The sequence below is a fragment of the Dietzia aurantiaca genome, from assembly GCF_021033825.1.
GTDB classification, from domain to species: domain Bacteria; phylum Actinomycetota; class Actinomycetes; order Mycobacteriales; family Mycobacteriaceae; genus Dietzia; species Dietzia aurantiaca.
On the sequence record NZ_JAIFXZ010000005.1, the window covers coordinates 1 to 16,590 of the forward strand.

The 16,590-nt window shown below is 67.5% G+C and carries 14 protein-coding genes; 7 read left to right on the top strand and 7 right to left on the bottom strand.

Annotated elements, in window-relative coordinates:
* On the top strand, positions 1-340 hold a 340-nt coding region (locus K3888_RS07350), incomplete at its 5' end, for an amidase family protein (protein ID WP_269074928.1).
* 182 nt (positions 341-522) lie between these two features.
* Here the strand turns inward: K3888_RS07350 and K3888_RS07355 are convergent.
* Complete coding sequence (locus K3888_RS07355) at positions 523-1,944, bottom strand: hypothetical protein (RefSeq protein ID WP_230929608.1); 1,422 nt, start codon at positions 1,942-1,944, stop codon at positions 523-525.
* 241 nt (positions 1,945-2,185) lie between these two features.
* Complete coding sequence (locus tag K3888_RS07360) at positions 2,186-2,755, bottom strand: recombinase family protein (RefSeq protein ID WP_372459543.1); 570 nt, start codon at positions 2,753-2,755, stop codon at positions 2,186-2,188.
* 477 nt (positions 2,756-3,232) lie between these two features.
* On the opposite strand from K3888_RS07360, the gene K3888_RS07365 reads away from it, so the two are divergent.
* The 5 genes from K3888_RS07365 to K3888_RS07385 all read left to right on the top strand — a co-directional run bounded on the left by K3888_RS07365 (position 3,233) and on the right by K3888_RS07385 (position 8,439).
* A complete protein-coding gene (locus K3888_RS07365; protein ID WP_230929609.1) occupies positions 3,233-3,709 on the top strand; it encodes a hypothetical protein in 477 nt (158 codons plus the stop codon).
* Positions 3,710-3,845: 136 nt separating this feature from the next.
* Positions 3,846-4,460, top strand: coding sequence for a maleylpyruvate isomerase N-terminal domain-containing protein (locus K3888_RS07370; protein ID WP_230929610.1), 615 nt, complete (start codon positions 3,846-3,848; stop codon positions 4,458-4,460).
* A 269-nt stretch (positions 4,461-4,729) separates the two neighbouring features.
* Positions 4,730-5,632 carry an SDR family oxidoreductase gene (locus K3888_RS07375; RefSeq protein ID WP_230929611.1) on the top strand — a complete coding sequence of 301 codons (903 nt, stop codon included), beginning with the start codon at positions 4,730-4,732 and terminating at the stop codon, positions 5,630-5,632.
* Between the two features lie 6 nt (positions 5,633-5,638).
* Entirely contained in the window at positions 5,639-7,462 is a 1,824-nt protein-coding gene (locus tag K3888_RS07380) for a glycoside hydrolase family 15 protein (protein WP_230929612.1), read from the top strand.
* Positions 7,459-8,439, top strand: coding sequence for a TIGR03885 family FMN-dependent LLM class oxidoreductase (locus K3888_RS07385; RefSeq protein WP_230929613.1), 981 nt, complete (start codon positions 7,459-7,461; stop codon positions 8,437-8,439). Before K3888_RS07380 ends, K3888_RS07385 begins: the two co-directional genes overlap by 4 nt.
* A gap of 15 nt (positions 8,440-8,454) precedes the next feature.
* On the opposite strand, the gene K3888_RS07390 is transcribed toward K3888_RS07385, so the two are convergent.
* Positions 8,455-9,081 carry a TetR/AcrR family transcriptional regulator gene (locus K3888_RS07390; protein WP_230929614.1) on the bottom strand — a complete coding sequence of 209 codons (627 nt, stop codon included), beginning with the start codon at positions 9,079-9,081 and terminating at the stop codon, positions 8,455-8,457.
* Positions 9,082-9,169: 88 nt separating this feature from the next.
* Between K3888_RS07390 and K3888_RS07395 the strand changes: the two genes are divergently transcribed.
* Positions 9,170-9,715 carry a DUF4442 domain-containing protein gene (locus tag K3888_RS07395; RefSeq protein WP_230929615.1) on the top strand — a complete coding sequence of 182 codons (546 nt, stop codon included), beginning with the start codon at positions 9,170-9,172 and terminating at the stop codon, positions 9,713-9,715.
* A gap of 199 nt (positions 9,716-9,914) precedes the next feature.
* Here the strand turns inward: K3888_RS07395 and pntB are convergent, their stop codons facing one another.
* From pntB to K3888_RS07415, 4 genes are all read right to left on the bottom strand, one after another.
* Positions 9,915-11,336 (bottom strand): Re/Si-specific NAD(P)(+) transhydrogenase subunit beta, encoded by a 1,422-nt coding sequence (pntB, locus tag K3888_RS07400; protein WP_230929616.1) that lies wholly within the window; start codon positions 11,334-11,336, stop codon positions 9,915-9,917.
* 4 nt (positions 11,337-11,340) lie between these two features.
* Positions 11,341-12,927 (bottom strand): Re/Si-specific NAD(P)(+) transhydrogenase subunit alpha, encoded by a 1,587-nt coding sequence (locus K3888_RS07405; protein ID WP_230929617.1) that lies wholly within the window; start codon positions 12,925-12,927, stop codon positions 11,341-11,343.
* Positions 12,928-13,303: 376 nt separating this feature from the next.
* Positions 13,304-14,611, bottom strand: a complete 1,308-nt coding sequence (locus tag K3888_RS07410; protein ID WP_230929618.1) for an alpha-hydroxy-acid oxidizing protein — start codon at positions 14,609-14,611, stop codon at positions 13,304-13,306.
* Positions 14,612-14,711: 100 nt separating this feature from the next.
* A complete protein-coding gene (locus tag K3888_RS07415; RefSeq protein WP_230929619.1) occupies positions 14,712-16,130 on the bottom strand; it encodes an Ig-like domain-containing protein in 1,419 nt (472 codons plus the stop codon).
* Positions 16,131-16,590: the final 460 nt, after the last annotated feature.

The following is a 16,590-nucleotide window of genomic DNA, read 5'->3' on the forward strand; positions in this document are numbered from 1 at the left end:
TCGAGCAGAGCTACTACGCCGCTCTCAACCGAGAGCTTCAACCCACATAGGAGCGGCGGGAAACCTGGGGCGGTTCAACCTGGACGCAGACGCCAACCTCGATGCCCTCGGCTGGACACGGCGGATTTTCGAAGCATTCTCCTTCACCCCGCTGTTCAACACGACCGGAACACCGGCAATCAGCCTGCCCTTGGCCCAATCTCGCGCCGGCCTCCCCATCGGAATGCAGCTCGCCGGGCCAATGTGCTCAGAATCAATGCTGCTGCAGCTGGCATCGCAGCTCGAGACTGCAATGCCCTGGTCCGAACGTCGCCCCGGCGTGCACGTCACGCAAATCTAGAACTCCGTAGTGTTGCCCTCCCAGCCACCACTGGGAGGGCAACACACCAGAGTCGTGTTTGACGATCCTCTATTACGACGAACCGAAAGCGGCTTGACTGGAAGACTCCGCCCCAGGCAGGTCGTCTGGCAGACATGTCGCGCAAGCGAGTCGCGTTGAACTCGGTCATCTGCGACAGATCCCTATCCGCCAGTCGACCGTCGACTAACTTTCCCCAGGTCGAAGAACTCTCGAACCAAACCCGTGAGATAGGTGCGCTCGGCGGTCTTCAACACCACTTCGCCCGTGAACACCTCGTTGTATCCGCGCACGGTTGCGGTCCAAGTCCCTCGAATTTGTTCAGGAGCATGGCCCTTCACGAGAAGGACGACGTCACCGTCGCAGGTCTGGAACGTGGCCTTCGGCCGGAGATCCCCCACGGCGACCTCGGCGCTGACCGTCTCAGACGTCGTCCATTCAACGTCGGAAGGCGAGTAAGGATCGGTCACGAACGACGATGGGTTGACGAGGTCAGCTGAGTACGCCGGACCGAAACGGAGTTCTCGCTTGACAGGTCCCCATTTCCGAGGCGGAGAGGGTAGCTGCAGGTCGTCCCACCCCGGCCGGTCTTCATCTCCCAGAGCTTCCACAACCAGAACAGGTTCGTCGAGATGGATCTTCACTTCAACGTCGTGCAGAAACGTCTGGGTCTTATTGACTACTGCTACTTCGATCGCAGGCAGAGAGTGCGCGGCGAACAGCTCTACGGCATCTGCCCAAGCTCGGCGAAAGCGCTCCCCCCAGGCATCGATTTCGGCTCTGTACTCGTCTTCGGAACGGCTCTCCGGGTCCTCGGTAGCGGCTATACCCGCAATCCGATTTACGGCTGATTGATCTGCCCGCAGTCGCGACAGGGAAGCGGAACCCATTGCTGCGCTCAAGTAGCTGGCAGCCCCTGCTGCCAAACCAGTTTCCCAGGGCTCCTTAGGCTCCGGCACCGGGAGTGCATCGAGCAAGCGTCGGCGCACCTTCTCAACCAGCTCGTTCAGGGTGGCCTCGTCAACAGTGAGAGGTACGACTGCGCCTTTGACAGCGACCTCGAGGTCGACCGGCGCCGGCGAGTTTGCAGCTCCGCGCGCCAGCAAGAGATCTAGCTCGTCGGCGGTCGCTTCACGCGTTTCCCCATCTCCCCGGAAGTAGATGCGGCCGTCTTGGAGGCCTTCACCATTGGCTCGGCAAGCGAAGGGGGGTTGCCCCTTCTGTGGAGGGTCAACGATAAAGATCAGAACCTGATTGGGCGTGTCCTGCAGCGGGACACGCACGATGTCCCACCGGGGACCAGCCGCACCGAGGTATCGCTGGATCACCTTCGAAAGCTCAAGTTTTTCCATCGGAGGCACACCCTCGACGCCATTTTCGGTAATACCGACGATCATGACGGCGTACCCTCCGAAGGCTTCGGCGGCACGGGCAGGCAACCGGTTGGCGGCACCAAGGATGAACTTTGCCACCTTGGCTATAGCGGTCTTTGAACCGAGATCTGGTGGCCCCTTTAGCTCAAGGTAGTGGTCTTCGGCTAGATCACCATGAGCTGAGACCGCGGCGACAAGACGTTCGGCGGCCATCTCTCCGAAGGGGCGCGCGCGTGAGGTCTATAGCAGGAATCGGATTGTGGTTCGCGGTCATACCTGTCTGCCTTCAGTGACAAAGGGGAAAGCGCTGCACAGTCAGCACTACTTTTGGCGACCATGCGAAGTAGGTGCCCCGTTCAGCATGATCCCCATGCACCAGGTACTCCTCATCTCTGGCCAACACCTCAACTATCAACCGCCCCGGTCGGCAGAGTCTTAAACAGCGCAAACGGAGTCACGCTTCGATATTCGCAGCGTAGCGCTGGAGTGCCCTGTACAGGGTTGAACGACCCACTCCGAGATCTCGGGCGATCGCCGACGGCCCCTCCCCCGCCTCGACGCGTGCGTGGGCTTTGGCGACCTGCTCGTCGGTCAGGACGCGTTTGCGTCCCTTGTACTTGCCCTTTGCCTTGGCGATGGCGATGCCCTCGGCCTGGCGTTCCCGAATGATGGCTCGCTCGAACTCGGCGAACGCCCCGAGTAGCGAGAGCATCAGATCGGCGCGAGGATCTTGAGCACCAGCGGAATAGGTGGCCCGCTCGTGGACGAACTCCACACTCGCACCCTTCGCGGTGATCTCGCCCACGATCTGCTTCAAATCGACCAGAGATCGAGCGAGGCGGTCCATCGAGGCAACAACCAGCTCGTCACCGTCTCGGAGGTACCTGATGCACTCGGCGAGCTTCACCCGGTCCGCGCGAGAGCGTGCGGACTGCTTCTCGACATAGACCTGATCGCACTCCCCCACCGCCTCGAGCTGACGCGCCACATTCTGATCGGCAGCCGACACCCGCACGTACGCCACCCGCTGTCCACGAGGACGTGAGGACTGGCGTGCCGGCTTCGGAGCCGGCTTCGGCTTTCGCTTCGGGTTCCGCTCAATGATGTTCTCCGAGTCCGTCGACTCCACCCGGATTGACCAGTCCAGCTCGTCCCGGCGACGGAACCGAGTCCGCACGCTCCCGCGAGCTGACGATGAGCACCTCCTCGCCACCGTCACCCGAACGGCTCAACAACGTCCCGATCCGATCAGCCACCAGAAGACCCTCCCGCCCGCAATCTGTATCAGTACACACTAGACCCGAAGTGACGGCGTTTCATAACTCTATAAACCACCCTGTGGCACAGCGACGATGGCGGATCCCGAATCGCCCCGCATGGGTGTACCCGAAGGTACGAGGCCACCATCGCCGCCAAATCAGGACTCGCCGGCGGCGCAGCCCGCATCAGAAATCCCGCCCGCACCGGTTGACGGCGCCTGTGACGGTCGTACCGTCACGGCATGGCCACCGAGATGCTGCACACGTACATGCAGGACCACCACGCCGGGGCGGCCGCGGGTGTCGACCTGTTCCGTCGCGTCGCCGAGAGTCACGACGACGCACACGTCCGCGAGGTGGTCTCCCGGCTCGGGAACCAGACAGAGGAGGACAAGCGGTCCCTCGAAGACCTGATGACCCTGGTAGGCACCTCGCCCTCCACCTTCAAGGACCTGCCCGCCCGCGCGGCGGAGAAGGTCGGTCAGCTCAAGCCCAACCAGCGGCTCGCCGAGCGGTCCCCGCTCAGTGATCTGCTGGAGCTCGAGGCGCTGACGCTGGCCGTGACCGGCAAGGAACTCGGGTGGAAGTCGCTGATCGACATCGCCGATCCGCGACTCCCCCGGGCCACCCTCGAGGAACTGGCCACCCGCGCCCGGGAGCAGGGCGAGCAACTGGAGAAACTCCGGCTGCGGTGCACGGACGCGCTGCACCAGGACTGAGCGGGGGCCCGGCCACAGCTGACCGAACCGCGCCAAGGGGCTGCTGGCGCGGTGAAACTGTCGAGCGCGCGGAGATGGCCTCCCGATAGCGCTGTGAGCATTGACTACCACGATATGCGGCAGGAAGACTTGCCCGATGATGCATCGAACGTGGTTCGATCTGGCGGCCGAGGGATTCACCCATGTCACCGAAGGCCTCCGCTCCACCGATCTCACGCGTCCCGGATTGGGTGACTGGGACCTACGGGCTCTCCTCGGTCACACCACCCGGGCATTTCTCACCACCGAGTCCTATCTCCGGTCTTCGGCCGGCACGTCAGCACCGGACCTGGCAAGCCCGGCGGCGTACTTTCACGCCGCCGCTACTGGCGGGCTCGCCGACCCTACCGAGGTCATCGCGCGGGGCCGGGACGCCGGGGCCGCGCTGGGAGAGAATCCGATCAACTCCGCGCTCGACATCGCTCAACGCGTGACCGCCGTGGTCGATGCCAGCCCCGATAATGCACTGGTCGCCACCCCTGTCGGGACGATGACACTCATGGACTACCTCCCCACCCGTGCATTCGAACTGACCGTCCACGGAATCGACCTCGCGTCGGCATCTCAGCAGCCGGTCCCACATGCACACACCGAGGCCGCGGCCTACTGTGTGGGACTTCTCACCGACATTGCGTCCCCGTCCGACCGCATAAAGATGGTGCTGGCCCTCACTGGTCGATCTGGACTACCGGCAGGATTCTCGCTTCTGTGATCAGGCCTCAGTGACTCTGGCCGACCCGCGACTCCCCCGGGCCACCCTCGAGGAACTGGCCACCCGCGCCCGGGAGCAGGGCGAGTAACTGGAGAAGCTTCGGCTGCGGTGCACGGACGCGCTGCACCAGGAGTGAGCGGGGGCCCGGGCCACAGCTGACCGAACCGCCGCGGAACGCACGGCGTCGTCGTCGTTGTCAGTCCCGCGACATCGACCACCGCGGACGCCGACCGGTGGGGCCACGCCTGATCCTTCCCTACGGTCGGGACATGAGCACCACGAGCGATATCGCACGGAATGCCAGAGAACTGACCAACGCAGAGGGCGGTTTCCCCGCGCAGGAGCAGGAGCCCCCCGGCCTGACCGGCGAGATGAGACCGCAGCCGGACCACGGTGAACAGAGCTACCGCGGTTCCGGACGGCTCGAGGGGCTGCGCGCGCTCATCACCGGCGGCGACTCGGGGATCGGCCGCGCTGCCGCCATCGCGTTCGCCCGCGAGGGTGCGGACGTGGCGATCGGCTACCTGCCGGTCGAACAGCCCGACGCCGAGGAGACCGCGGCGTGGGTGGAGAAGGCCGGTCGCAAGTCAGTCCTGCTGCCCGCCGACGTCCGGGACGAACAGGAGTGCCGGAAGATGGTCCGCGACGCCGCCGCTCAGCTCGGCGGGCTGGACGTGCTGGTCAACAATGCCGGCTACCAGCACGCGCGCGGCGCCGGCCTCGAGACGCTGGATACCGAGAACCTCGACCGGGTCATGAAGACCAACCTCTACGCCACCTTCTGGGCCAGCCAGGAGGCCCTCGAGTTCCTCGGCGAGGGCTCCTCGATCATCAACACCACGTCCATCCAGGCCTACCAGCCGGCCCCGCCGCTGCTGGACTACGCCTCCACCAAGGCCGCCCTGAACAACCTCACCGTGAACCTCGCCAACGAGCTGGGCGAGCGGGGCATCCGCGTCAACGCGGTGGCGCCCGGACCCATCTGGACGCCGCTGCAGCCAGCCACCCAGGACGGCGAGAAGCTCGAGAAGTTCGGCGGCGACACCCCGCTGGGGCGGGCCGGCCAGCCCGGCGAGTGCGCGGGCGCCTACGTGTTCCTCGCCTCGCCCTCCGACGCCAGCTACGTCTCCGGCACCGTGCTCGGTGTGACCGGCGGCAAGCCGATCTTCTAGCAGCCGGTGTCCACGCCGCTCGAGCAGTACGCGCTGCTGTCGGACCTGAACACCGCCGCGCTCGTCTCCCGCGACGGCAGCATCGACTGGCTGTGTCTGCCCCGTTTCGACTCCCCGTCCGTGTTCTCGGCCCTACTCGGCAACGCCGAGGACGGACGGTGGTCGCTCACCGCGGTCGACGGTGAGGTGACCGGGCGCCGGTACCTCCCCGGCACGTTCGTCCTGGAGACCACGTGGCGCGCCCCGGGCGGCACGGTGCGGGTGACCGACTTCCTGCCCCGCGCCGCCGGCAGCGGCGACCTGGTGCGACGGGTGGAGTGCGACGACGGCGAGGTGGACATCGAGCACGACCTGCGCATGCGCTTCGACTACGCCCGGGCCACCCCATGGACGCGCGCTGTCGACCTGGACGACGGCGGCGAACGGGCCCTGCTGGCCATCGCCGGCCCGGACGGGTTGATCGTCACCGGGCCGGAGCTTCACTGGCCGGACGAGGAGGAGGACACCCGGACCGGCTGCCGGGCCGACCGGCTCGTGGGCCGGTTCTCGCTGACCGCCGGCGAGGTGCTCGACTGGGACATGTCGTGGTTCCCCTCCTACCAGGACCCGCCCCCACACCCGGACACCGACGAGACGCTTAGGTCCACCGTCGAGTTCTGGGAACGGTGGTCGGACCAGCTGCAGGTCAGCGGCCGGCACCGCGAGCACGTGGTGCGTTCCCTCCTGGTGCTGCGGGCCCTGACCCATCACGAGACCGGCGGGATCATCGCCGCACCCACCACGTCACTGCCCGAGCACTTCGGCGGCACCCGCAACTGGGACTACCGCTTCACCTGGCTGCGCGACGCCGCGTTCACGCTCGAGGTGGCCGCCTCCCACGGGCTCACCAAGGGCGCCAAACTCTGGCGGGACTGGCTGCTGCGGGCGGTCGCCGGCGACGTGGAGGACGTTCGGATCATGTACGGGCTCGGCGGCGAGCGCGAGCTGATCGAACGCGAACTGGACCACCTCGCGGGGTACGAAGGATCCCGACCCGTGCGGGTGGGCAACGCGGCCGCCGAGCAGTACCAGGCCGACGTGGTGGGCGAGGTGATGATCGCCCTGCACGAGCTCCGGGCCGCCGGGGTGGAGGACGACGACTACACGTGGGGCCTGCAGAAGGGTCTGCTGCGCTACGCCGAGACCAACGTCGACCGCGAGGACCACGGCGTGTGGGAGATGCGCGGGGGCACCCACCATTTCACCCACGGCCGCACCATGCTGTGGGCGGCCTTCGATCGGGGCGTCCGCGCCGTGGAGGAGTACGGCTACACCGGGCCCGTCGCCAGGTGGCGCGAACTGCGCGAGCGCCTGGCCACCGAAATCGATGCGCACGGCTACAACCGCGAACTGGGCATCTACACCCAGACCTATGACAACACCGAGGTCGACGCCTCGCTCCTGCAGTTACCGCACACCGGGTACCTGGCATACGACGACCCGCGGATGCTGCGCACCGTCGAGCGGATCGAACAGGATCTGGTCACCGACGAGGGCTTCGTCTTCCGCTATCGCACCGATACCGGCATCGACGGGCTCGAGGGCGGCGAGTACCCGTTCGTGATGTGCACCTTCTGGCTGGTCGAGCAGTACGCCGGCAGCGGGCGGGTGGCCGATGCCGCAGCGCTCATGGACACGGTCCTGGCGTGCGCGGGCGACCTGGGCCTGCTCGCCGAGGAGTACGACCCGGAATCCGGGCGGATGGCGGGCAACTTCCCGCAGGCGTTCAGCCACATGGGGCTCGTCCGGGCCGCCGACGCGCTCCGCACCGCGGAGGAGGCTGGCCAATGACTGACTACGGGTTCCACGCCTCCCACGAGCAGATCTCTCCCGGGCAACTTCTCGAGGACGTGCAGCGGGCGGAGCGCGCGGGATTCCGGATGGCGATGTGCTCGGACCACTTCGCGCCGTGGTCCGCGGCGCAGGGCGAATCCGGGTTCTCGTGGGCGTGGCTCGGGGCCGCGCTGGCCACCACCGGGCTGCGGTTCGGCACGGTGTGCGCCCCCGGCCAGCGCTACCACCCCGCGGTGGTCGCCCAGGCCGCGGCCACGCTGGCGCAGATGTTCCCGGGCCGCTTCTGGCTGGCCCTGGGCACCGGGCAGAACATGAACGAGCACATCACAGGCGACAAGTGGGTCGACAAACCGGCCCGCCAGGCTCGGCTCGAGGAGTGCGTGGATGTGATCCGTCGGCTCCACCGCGGCGAGGAGGTCACCCATCACGGCCTCGTGGAGGTGGACCGCGCCCGGATCTACTCCCTGCCGGAGTCGCCGCCGGCTCTCCTCGGACCCGCGCTCACGCCGGCCACCGCCGAGCGCGCGGCCGGCTGGGCGGACGGCCTCATCACGATCAACCAGGGACTCGACGAGACCGACCGGGTGCTGCGGGCGTACCGCGACGCCGGCGGGAGCGGGCCGACGGCGGTGCAGATCCACCTGTCGATAGCGCCCACGCTCGAGGAGGCCCGTGGTATCGCGCGTGAGCAGTGGCAGAACCATGCGCTCGACGATCCGCTCCCCGCCGACCTCGCCACGCCGAAGCAGTTCGACGCGGCCGGGCGCTACGTCCCCGACGACAAGATCGCCGAGGGCGTGATCGTCACCGACTCGGTGCCCGAGCTGGTCTCGCGACTGCGCCGGTACGAGGACCTGGGCGTCGACGAGATCTACCTCCACCACGTGGCCGCGGACCAAGGCCCGTTCCTCGAGCTGGCCGAGCAGGAATTGCTGCCCGCACTACACCGCCCCGGACCGCCGAGTTCCACGTGAAACTCGCCGCTCCGGTCAGGAGGTGACCCCGGCGCGATCCACTTCGGCCTCGTACAGCGCCCGGATGGCCTGCGCGGCCTCATCGAGCGGGCTGATCTCCCGACGCGCCCGCGACACGGCCACCGCCCCTTCGAGAATGCACAGCGACTGCAGGGCGAGGCGATCCGCCGACGTCGTCGTCATACCTCTCTCCCCCAACATCCGCGCCAACACCGACTGCCACCGCCCAAACGCCTCCCCCGCCTGCTCGGTCAGCTCGGGCAGCGCCGGATCGGCGTCCACCACCACGGCGAGCACCGGACATCCCGCGCGGTAGTCGCTCGCGAGCAACTGTTCGCGCCAGAGCGCGACGAATGCGTCCAGCGCGACAGCCGGATCGCCCTCCCCCGCCGCCCCGGCGAGCTCGATGATCGATTCTGTCGCGAGCTCGACCGCCTCCGACAGCAGTTGCGCGCGTCCGCCGGGAAAGTGGTGGTACACGGACCCCCGAGGCGCGCCGCTGGCCGCCAGGACCTTGTCGATGGTCGTCCCCGCCACCCCGTTCTCCCGCAACAAGACCGCGGCGGTGCGGATCATCTTCTCGCGCGTCGCACCTCGACGCCCCCGCCCGGCCTCCGGCGTACTCGATCTCCCTGTGGGCATGCACTGCATTCTACGCACTATGCTCTATGCCATAGTAAAGATGCGACAGGGCGGACCCATCGATCTGCCCCAAGGGAACGGAGTAGGCATGTCACAGCAGGTCGGACCCATCAAGCGGGCACTGTCCTCTGCGCGGGGGATGCAGATCGGGATGAGCCTCTGGCCGCCCTATCTTGCGGCGGGCGTCCGCGTCGAGCACATCGCCCCGGACTTCAGCCGGGCTCGCGTGCGGCTGAACCGCCGGCCGTGGAACACCAACTACGTCGGCACGGCGTTCGGCGGCTCACTGTTCTCCATGTCCGACCCGTTCTGGATGTTCCTGCTGATGCGACGCCTGGGATCGGAGTACGTGGTGTGGGACGTCGCCGGTGAGATCGACTTCGTCTCCCCCGGGCGCACTGCTGTCCACGCGGAGTTCGAGGTAACCGCCGAGCACGTTGCCGAGATCCGCGACGCGGCCGCCGGCGGCCAGAAGGTACTGCGGTGGTTCAGCACCGACCTGACCGACGACAACGGCCAGGTCGTGGCGCGGGTGCGCAAGCAGATCTACGTGCGGCGCAAGCGCGATGCGGCCGCGCCGGCGCCCAACAGCGCGGCCGTCACGGCAACCGGGGTGCCAGCCACGCGGCCCTGACGCCGCCTCGGTCGGGCTCTGCCCGGAACGGTCAGGCGGATGGCGCTCCGGGGTCCGCGCCGACGCGATAAGCGCGGTGACCCCCACCATCGACAAGAGGGTTTCGACCACATCTACTCGCACGATGTGGTCGAAACCCTCTTATCGATGAGACCGGCGGGAGCTCACGCGCCAATCGGTCGCGCCGCGCACGCGAGCGTCAGGCGTTCGCGCCCTGCTGCTCCTTGACGGCGGTCAGGATGTCGCCGACGCGGTCCTTGGCGTCACCGAACAGCATGTCGGTGTTGTCGCGGAAGAACAGCGGGTTCTGGACACCGGCGTAACCGGCGGCCATGGAGCGCTTGAACACGATGACGTTCGAGGCCTCCCACACGTGCAGCACGGGCATGCCGGCGATCGGGCTGCCCGGGTCCTCGGCGGCGTCGGGGTTGACCGTGTCGTTGGCGCCGATGACCAGCACGACGTCGGTATCGGCGAAGTCGTCGTTGATCTCGTCGAGCTCGAGCACGATGTCATACGGCACCTTGGCCTCGGCCAGCAGCACGTTCATGTGCCCGGGCAGACGACCGGCGACCGGGTGGACGGCGAAGCGCACGTCCACGCCGCGGTCCCGCAGGGTGCGGGTCAGGTCGGCCACGGGGTACTGGGCCTGGGCCACGGCCATGCCGTAGCCCGGCGCGATGATCACCGAGTTCGCATTCGCGAGCATCTCGGCCGCGCCGGCCACATCGATCTCGGTGTGCTCGCCGTGGTCCTTGCCCTCACCGGAGGAGGCCTCGATACCGAAGCCACCCATGATGACGGAGAAGAACGAGCGGTTCATCGCCTTGCACATGATGTAGGACAGGTAGGCACCCGAGGAGCCGACGAGCGCGCCGGTCACGATCAGCAGGTCGTTGCCGAGCAGGAAGCCGGTGGCCGCTGCCGCCCAGCCGGAGTACGAGTTGAGCATCGACACCACGACGGGCATGTCGCCGCCGCCGATGGAGGCCACCAGGTGCCAGCCCAGCGCCAGGGCGAGGATGGTGACGACGACGAGCATCCACAGCGCCGGCGTGATCACGAACCACACCGTCAGCACGATGAACGCCACGATGATTCCGGCGTTGATCAGGTTCTTACCGGGCAGCACCAGCGGCGCGGACTTCATCTTGGCCGAGAGCTTGAGGTAGGCCACGATCGAGCCGGTGAAGGTCACGGCGCCGATGAACACACCGATGAACACCTCGGCGTGGTGGATGCCCAGCAAGGATCCGGTCAGCTCACCGTGGAGCTCGGGCTCGAGGTAACCGTTCCAGCCCACCAGCACGGCGGCCAGACCGACGAACGAATGCAGGAGAGCGATGAGCTCGGGCATCTCGGTCATCTGCACGCTGCGCGCGCGCATCAGGCCGATCCCGGCACCGACGATAACGGCGACGGCCATGAGGGCGATGCCGATCGTGGCGGGCTGGTGATCGAGGACCAGGACGACGGTGGCCACCAGGGCGATGGCCATGCCGGCGATACCGAAGGTCAGTCCGCGACGGGCGGTCTCATGCTTGGACAGGCCTGCCAGGGACAGAATGAACAGCAGCGCTGCGACGAGGTAGGCCGCGTTGGCGGCGGTCACGAGTGACATGGTCTCAGGCTCCCTTCGAGAACATGCCGAGCATGCGACGGGTCACGGCGAAACCGCCGAAGACGTTGATGGACGCGACGAGGATCGCGATGGCGGCCAGGGCCAGGCCGACGGAATTGTCGATGCCCACCTGCAAAAGGGCGCCGACGACGATCACGCCGGAGATCGCGTTGGTGACCGACATCAGCGGGGTGTGCAACGCGTGGTGCACGTTGCCGATGACGTAGTAGCCGATCACGATCGCCAGCACGAACACCGTGATGTGCTGCGGCATATCGCCCGGGGCGATCGCGATCAGCACCAGCAGCAGCGCCATGCCCAGGCCGATCAGGCCCATCTTGGCGCCCGACGACATCTTCTTCTTCTCTTCGGCAGCCTCTGCGGGCGTCGCCGCAGCCGCAGGGGCCGGGGCGGCGCTGACCTGCACGGGGGGCGGCGGCCACATGAGCTCGCCACCCTTGGTGACAGTGACGCCGCGCTGGACGACGTCCTCCATGTCCAGCGCCCAGACGCCGTCCTTCTCCGGAGTAACGAGCTTGGTCAGGTTGACCAGGTTCGTGCCGTACAGCTGCGAAGCCTGCGCCGGCAGACGCCCCGCCAGGTCGGTGTAACCGATGATCGTGACGCCGTTCTCGGTCACCACGACCTCGTCGGCGACACTGCCCTCGACGTTCCCGCCCTGGGCAGCGGCCATGTCGACGATGACCGATCCACGCTTCATCGAGGCCACATCCGCGGCGGTGATCAGGCGCGGGGCCGCCCGGCCCGGGATCAGGGCCGTGGTGATGATGATGTCCACGTCCGCGGCCTGCGTCGTGTACAGATCGGCGGCGGCGCGGTCGTAGGCCTCACTGGTGGCCTTGGCATAGCCGTCGGAGGAGACCTCTTTCTCCTCGTCCGGAACCTCGACCGGCAGGTACTCGCCACCGATCGACTTGACCTGATCCGCGACCTCGGGCCGCGGGTCGGTCGCACGCACGATCGCGCCGAGGCTCGAGGCCGCACCGATGGCAGCCAGGCCGGCGACACCGGCACCCGCGACGAGGACCTTGGCCGGCGGGACCTTGCCCGCGGCGGTGACCTGGCCGGTGAAGAAACGGCCGAAGTGGTGGGCGGCCTCGATCACGGCACGGTAGCCGGCGATGTTGGCCATCGACGACAGCACGTCCATCGACTGGGCACGCGAGATACGCGGCACCGCATCCATGGCCAGCGCGGTCACGCCACGCTCGGTCAGCAGGGTGAGCAGACGCTCGTTCTGCGCGGGGGCCAGAAGGCTCACCAGCGTCGCGCCGGAACGAAGTCGTCCGACCTCGACCTCGGTGGGGACGGCGACCTTCATCACGACATCGCTCGACCAGGCCGTGTCACCGTCGACCAGCTCCGCACCGGACTCGATATAGGAGGCGTCGGCGAACTCGGCGCGCGTGCCGGCACCGGACTCCACGACGACCCGGTACCCCAGGCCGATCAGCTTGGCCACGGTCGCGGGGGTGGCCGCGACGCGGTTCTCCGCAGGATTGACCTCCGCGACCACACCGATCACCGAGGGGGCCTCCGCGGCATCCCGGACGTCAGTGTCCGGGGTCATATCTGGGATCTCTTCAAGGCTCGAGGCCATTAGGGTTTCCTTTGACAGCGTTGTGAACGAGCCGGTGCTGCGCACCGGCTCCGACGTTCATCTCTGCGAGACGTATCTATTTTTCTCCCGGGTCCCGAGACGTGCTCGGGCCCGAGCGCTCCAGTCAACGATCGACCGATCGGAGCTCACGAGGCGGTGCAGGGTAAAAGGGTGGCCCGTACCTCGTCCGCCGTGGCGGCGTCTCCCCCGGGAGCAGACGGGGGTGCCGCCTTGACTGCCGGGAGAACTTCCGGCTGAGCCTACGGGACATCGTCGCACCGATTCGACCCGGTACAGCCTGGCCGGGCCAATCTGTGAGACATCCCACAGGAACGTGAGGAACGCCTCAGCTCAGAAGCGACCCATCGATCTCGTCCCACGAACTCATGCCGCTCAGGGACAGCGTCAGGTCGATCTCGGCGAGCAGGTTGTCGAGGACCTCACCGACTCCGCGCCGTCCCGCGATGGCGAGTCCGTAGAGGTGCGGTCGGCCCAGGGTGACGGCGTCGGCGCCGCAGGCCATCGCCTTGATGACGTCCGCGCCACCGCGTATGCCCGAGTCGAGCAGAACGGTGGGCTCGGAACCGACCGCCTCGCGGATCCGGACCAGTGCGTCGAGGGTGCCGATGGACCCGTCGACCTGCCGCCCTCCGTGATTGGAGACCATGACCGCGTCGACGCCGGTATCAAACGCGCGCTGTGCGTCGTCCGGGTGCAGGACGCCCTTGAGCACGATCGGCAGTCGCGTCCGCTCGCGCAGCGTGGCGAGGTGATCCCAACTGAGCGCGGGGTTGGAGAACGTGTCGAGGAAGGTCTGGACCGCGGCGCGGGTCTCGGGGGCGCGGAGGTTGTCGAGGAGCCGGCCCGGGCGGTTCCGGGCCATCTCTAGCATCGTCCGCACCGCCTGCGGCGTCACCGTCACCGGTTCGTCCTCCACGTCGGCGGCCACCCGCTCGGCGACGAGCTCGGCGAACCGCGGATCCGAGGTGTACTGGGCGATGCCGACCCCACGCGTGAACGGCAGCGAGCCCAGGTCGAGGTCCCACGGACGCCACCCCAGCAGCGTCGTATCCAGCGTCACCACCAGGGCGCCGGCATCGATGGCCTCCGCGCGGGCGATGAAGCTGTCGACCAGCGCCTCGTCCTTGCTCCAGTACAGCTGGAACCACCGGGAGGCGGAGCCCGTAGACGACGCTTCGTCCATCGCGGCGGCAGTCGCCTCCATCGGCGAGGAACCCTGCGAGGACAGGATGTAGGGCAGGCCACGCTCCGAGGCCGCCGCTCCCACGTCGAGGTCGGCGTCGCGGGTGATGAGCCCGGCCGCGCCGATCGGGGCGACCAGGACCGGTGCGGGCAGCCGTCGGCCGAACAGTTCCACCGAGAGGTCACGCTCGGAGGTGTCCCGCAGCATCCGAGGGACGATCCGGCGGCGGTCAAACGCCTCGCGGTTGGCGTCCATCGTGGCGCCCGAGCCCGCGCCGCCGTAGATGTACGCCCACGCCCGGCGGCCGCCCGGGCGCCGCAGCAGCGAACGCCTCGCCGCGGCCTCCAGGCGGCCCGCCTCGGTCGGCACCTTCGGCGTGATCCCGGAGATCCCCGCTCGGTAGATGACGTTCTGGCGGGCGCGGCCGAGAGGGTTCGAGGGTGAGGGCATGGGCGCTACGCTACCGCCGCCGGCGGGACCGGATGACGGAAGCGGCCCGCCTCCTGCTGGAGACGGGCCGCCTACTGTTCGCGCGATGCTCGCTGGCCTGTCAGTTCCCTCCGAACATGCCGGTGAGGCTGCTCAGGCCCTCTTCTCCGAGCGCATCCGTAACACTGCCGAGGTCGAGCGATCCGACCATGATCGGGTCCGGCTCAGGCGGCCCGGGCTCCTCGATGACGATCTCCGATGTCGTCACCGTCACCACGGTGGCGGAGGCCGTCTCGGACGGGGCGATCACCTCGTCGCTGCCCGAGGCGCCGGAGTAGTCCGCGGTCATGCGGTACTCACCCCGCTCGGCGAACCGGTGCGTGAACACCGCGCTCGCCTCGCCGGTGTCACGGTCGATCGTGACCGGTGCCGAGCCGATCGCCTCGCCGTCCGAGAAGAACCACACCGAGCCGAGGTCGTCGGTGCCGGCGTCGGAGAGCTCTCGGCCGTCGAGACGGGAAACGGTCGCGGTGATGGTGACCTCGTCGCCTGCGGTCGCCTCGGTCTGCAGCTCGATGGTGGTGCCGGAGTCGACCTCGGGCAGCGACTCCACCGTGAGGGTGGCCGGAGCAGAGGTCACAGGCAGGTAGTACATGCCGTCGATCAGTGCACCCTCGAAGACCGCCTCGATCGTCTTGTCGCCAGGGGTGGTGAAGACGTGGTCGGCGAGGGTCGCCGAGCCGTCGTCGTCGGTGGTGACGGTGCCGATGTCGCGGCCGTTGGCGCGGATGATCACCTCGGCGCCCGCGGGCAGCGGTTCACCTCCGGCGGTCATGGCGGCGGTCACGTCCACTGCGCGCCCGACCAGGACGGAGGCCGGATCCACGGCCACGGTGACCTCGGGGGTCGTCTCGGCGGCCAGCGTCACGTCGACCGGGTCGGACTCGGCCCCGCGGTAGATGGTGTCGTAGGTCTCCGACTCGAGGAGTCGCGCGGTGTAGCGGTAGACGGTCTCCTCCGCGACGTCCGCGTCGAGGTGGTCGGTGTAGGTCGCCGTGACGCCGTTGACGGCGATGGTGTCGACGACGACGCCGTCGCGCAGAATCTCGACCTCGGTCCCCTCCGGCAGATCCGTTCCGCTGCTGGTGTCGACGGCCACGTCGAGGGTGACCGGCAGTTGTCCGTTTTCAACGAGCCCGCGGGTGGCGGTCAGGCCGACTGTGCTGGTGACCTCCGACTTGGGCTCGGGATCGATCCGCACCGTGTTCGTTGTCCAGTCGGAAGCCGCGAACCTCGGGGCATCTCCCAGGTAGCGAGCCCGGACTGTCTGGGTGACCGGGTCGCGGTTGTCGAGCAGCGGCGCGGTGTACGGGATGCTGGCGCGGCCGTTGGAGCCGACCGGCACCACACCGAGCAAGACGCCATCTACTTCGAACCTGACATCGCCGGCAGTGACCCCGTTGCTGCCGTGAACCGCCCCGACATCCGCGGTGAGCGTGGTGGCGGTGCCTTCCTCGACGGTGGCCGGGTTAGCGGACACAGACGTGTTGGTTCCGACTGCCCCCAGGGTGAAGCCGACGACGTTGTCAGCGGTCGGTTTCCAACTCCCGCCAAGACCCAAGTGAGCACGTACACCAAACTGAAAATTAGTTCCGCCATCCGCATTTGAGGGAATGTTGAGTGAGAGCCATCCCGATCGCGATGCACCAGGCGCTAGAGTTTGGTAAGTAAAGTTTCGGGGCTTGCCACCCCAATACGTCGGCCCCTGGTCGTGATTTCCGACCTCGATAAAGTCAGTTCCCCCGCTACCTCGCAGCGTGAATCCTGCTGGCACGGTCAGTCCATATGTGTTGACAACCCGGTTATTAATAAGGGGCGCTCCCCCGCGGGTATTAGTGGCACTGATATTGAAGCGCACATGCCCGCCGGGACGCAGATTGCTCTGCCCGACATCTATAGCGACGTTAAATCGGATGTCGTCGATTCGGGTCTGCCCCGTT